Raw genomic sequence first — 3335 nt, 5'->3', positions numbered from 1 at the left:
ACTCCCCACCCGCCGCCGCTTCGTCGCCCGCGCAACCGGCGGCGCAGACCGCGGCGCCCTCGCGCACGGCCGCCAGCGCCAGCCGGGCGTTCACCCGGCTCATCACGGCGACAGCCGCGGCGTCGGGGTCGCCGGCGGCGGCCAGCGCGGCCGCCCGGCGGCAGAAGGCGCCGGCCACCTCGCAGGCGGTCATCATGTCGGCCAGCCGGAACTGCAGCGACTGGCGGCTGGTCGCCTTGCGGGCGTGCGCGTACAGGATCGTCGCGTTGAGGTCGCGGACCGCCGCCGCCGCGATCCCGGCGCCCAGCCCGTCGTGCTCGGCGTGGAGCGCCGCGAGCCCCGCGGCCAGCTCCTCGTACCAGGCGCCCTTGCCGCGCACGGTCGCCTTCCAGCGGAACATGAAGATGATGCTCTGCTGGATCTCGCTGGTACCCTCGTAGATCGTGGTGATGCGCACGTCGCGCTTGATCTTCTCGACCATGTACTCGCGCGCGTAGCCGTAGCCGCCGAGGGCCTGGATGGCCGCCTCGGCCGCCCGGTTGCCCGCCTCGGTGGACCAGTACTTGGCGATCGAGCCCTCGACCTGCAGCTCGTGCTCGCCGCCGTCCAGGCGCCCGGCGATCTCCTCCACGTAGGCGCGGCCGGCGGCCAGCGCGATCCAGTGGGGCGCGATGAGCTTGCTGCCGTAGCCCTCCTTCTCGATCAGGGGCGTGCCGAACTGGATGCGTTCGCGGGCGTAGCGCACGGCCCGGTCGAGCGCCGCCTGGCCGGCGCCCAGGCCGAAGGCCCCGACCATCACGCGCGTGTAGCCGAACACGGCGTTGGCCTGCTTGAGGCCCTGCCCCTCCACGCCGCCGATCAGCTGGGAGGCCGGGACCACCACGTCCTCCAGCACGACGCCGCTGGTGTCCGAGGCCCGGATGCCGTGCTTGTCCTCGTGCTTGCCGGAGCTGAGGCCCGGGGCCGACCGTTCCACCACGAAGAAGGAGGGGCCGTCGGGCGTCTTGGCCAGGATGGTGTAGAGCTCGGCCACGCCGCCGTTGGTGATGAACTGCTTGGTGCCGTTGAGCCGGTAGCCGGTGACGGCGCCGTCGGCGTCGGTCACGCGGTCGGCGCGCGTCTGCACCGCGGCCACGTTGCTGCCGGCGGCCGGTTCGGTCACGCCGTAGGCGACGATCAGGCCCTCGGCGGCGATGCGGCCCAGCCAGTGGGATTTCTGCTCGGGCGTGCCGCCGACGATGATCGGGTCGGTGCCCAGGCAGATCGCGAGGAACGCGGTCGCCACGCCCAGGTCGATCGCCGCCATCTCTTCGCTGACGCGGCAGATGTCCAAGGCGCCGCCGCCGAGACCGCCGACGGCCTCGGGCAGGAAGATCAGGTGCAGGCCGACGTCGGGCGACAGCAGCTGCCGGATGAAGGCGACGGGGAACTCGTCGCGCGCATCCAGGCCGAGCAGGGTGGCTTCTGGCAGGTCGCGCTGCACGACCTGGCGCAGCGTCTGGACCATCATCTCACGCATCTCGGGCGACAGGCCGACGGACTGGGTCATGATGCTCTCCTGGAAACGGTGGCTGGGGTTGGGGGGCGGCCTCAGGCGACCGATCCCTGGTCGAAGCGCAGGCGTCCCTGGGCGAGCAGGACGCCGTGCCCGCCGACGCGGATGGCGCCGCAGCGGCCGTCGCGGACCTCGGCCTCGGCGTAGAGGCGGCTGGGCCGCTTCATCTCCAGGCCCTGCTCGCAGACGATGCGGACGCGCGGCGCCGGCGGCACCAGGCGGTGCTTGATCATGTAGGCGATCAGGGCGCCCGCCGCGCTGCCGGTCGCCGCGTCCTCGGGGATGCCGAAATCCTGGGCGAACATGCGGCAGTGCACGTCGACCCCGGCGCCCTCGGCTTCGCAGGTGAAGACGAAGAGGTCGCCGAAGCCCAGGTCGCGGGAGATCTCCCGCGCCGCGTCCCGGTCGAAGCGGATGGACTGCACCGCCGCGAGCGAACCCATCGGGACGATGTGGATCGGCAGGCCCGCCGAGACGATCTCGCAGGGCAGGCCCGTGATGGCGAGGTCGGTCTCCTCCACGCCGAGCGCCCGGGCCACCTTGCCCCGCTGGTAGTACTGCCCGATGAATTCCGCGGGCTCGTGCACCAGCGAGTAGAGCGTCGCGCCGTCGACCTCCGACAGCACGACCGGGAACTCGCCGGCCTCGGTGCGCCAGTGGAAGCGGGTCTCGTCCCCGCCCCGCGCGACCCGGCCGCAGGCGTCCAGACCGCAGGTGGCGCCCATGATCGAGAGCCCGGACAGGGGGACCTCCCCCTTCGGCGTGAAGATCCGCAGCCGGGCGCGGTTGCCCTCGCCGGGATCGGGCTCCGCGAAGGCGGTCTCCCCGGTGCCCATCTCCCGCGCGATGACCTGCAGCAGGGCCGTCGGCAGGCCGGTCGCGTCGGGGAACAGCGTCAGGCGGCTGCCGCCGAAGGGCGCGCGGGTGTACAGGTCCAGGTGCATGAATTCGCGTTCGAACAAGCGGGACCCCGTGGTTGCGGCGGGACTCGGCGACGTCGCGGGCATCCTAACCGCTGGCCCGCGGCGGTGCAAGCAGGGGATGACGGGATCGGGGATGACGGGACCGGGGATGACGATTCTCGGGCCGCGGGGCGCGGCGGCCGTCAGTCGAGGACCACGACGGCCAGGGCGATCTCGCGCTCGTGGCTGAGGGACAGCAGGACGTTCCCGCCCCCGCGCTCCCGCAGGGCCGCGGCCGCGAGGCCGTGCAGCCGCAGGGTCGCCGGGCCCCCGTCGCGGTGGACGACCTCGATGTCCCGGTAGGCGATGGGACCGGTGGCGCCGAGCGCCTTGACGAAGGCCTCCTTGGCGGCCCACCGCGAGGCGAGCGTGGCCGCACCCTGGGCGCCGCGCCTGGCCGCCAGGGCGATCTCGTCGGGACGGAAGCAGCGCTGCAGGAAGCGGTCGCCGTGGCGCTCGATCGCGAGGCGGATGCGCGCGACCTCGACGATGTCGCTGCCGATCCCGAGCATCAGTAGGCCCCCTTGCGCTCGATGACGGCCGGGATCGTGCGCGAGAGGATCCGCAGGTCGAAGGCCGGGCTGCGCCGTCGCACGTACTCGAGGTCCAGTTCCATCCAGTCCTCGAAGTCGAGGTGGCTGCGGCCCGACACCTGCCACAGGCAGGTCAGCCCGGGCCTCACCTGGAGCCGGCGCGCCTGGGCCGGCGTGTAGGCGGCCACCTCGCTGGGGATCTGGGGGCGCGGGCCCACCACCGACATCTCGCCGCGCAGCACGTTGTACAGTTGCGGGAACTCGTCGAGGCTGCTGCGCCGCAGG

Annotated in this window: 4 protein-coding genes; all 4 read right to left on the bottom strand. The window is 73.1% G+C overall.

Annotated elements, in window-relative coordinates; translation table 11 throughout:
• Window positions 1-1549 (bottom strand): acyl-CoA dehydrogenase family protein (locus Q7W29_13970; protein ID MDO9172928.1); only part of this gene is annotated, 1549 nt, incomplete at its 3' end.
• Window positions 1550-1590: 41 nt separating this feature from the next.
• Window positions 1591-2517: a PhzF family phenazine biosynthesis protein gene (locus Q7W29_13965; protein ID MDO9172927.1), complete on the bottom strand. Its 927-nt coding sequence runs from the start codon at window positions 2515-2517 to the stop codon at window positions 1591-1593.
• A gap of 143 nt (window positions 2518-2660) precedes the next feature.
• On the bottom strand, window positions 2661-3029 hold the full coding sequence (gene acpS, locus Q7W29_13960; protein MDO9172926.1) for a holo-ACP synthase: 369 nt from the start codon (window positions 3027-3029) through the stop codon (window positions 2661-2663).
• The coding region (locus Q7W29_13955) for a sugar transferase (protein ID MDO9172925.1) at window positions 3029-3335 on the bottom strand (307 nt) is incomplete at its 5' end. The genes Q7W29_13955 and acpS, both read right to left, overlap by 1 nt.

Source organism: bacterium (assembly GCA_030654305.1).
In the GTDB taxonomy this organism is placed as follows: Bacteria; Krumholzibacteriota; Krumholzibacteriia; order LZORAL124-64-63; family LZORAL124-64-63; genus PNOJ01.
The sequence above is the reverse complement of the archived record's forward strand: the minus strand, read 5'-3'. Positions and strand labels throughout refer to the sequence as shown.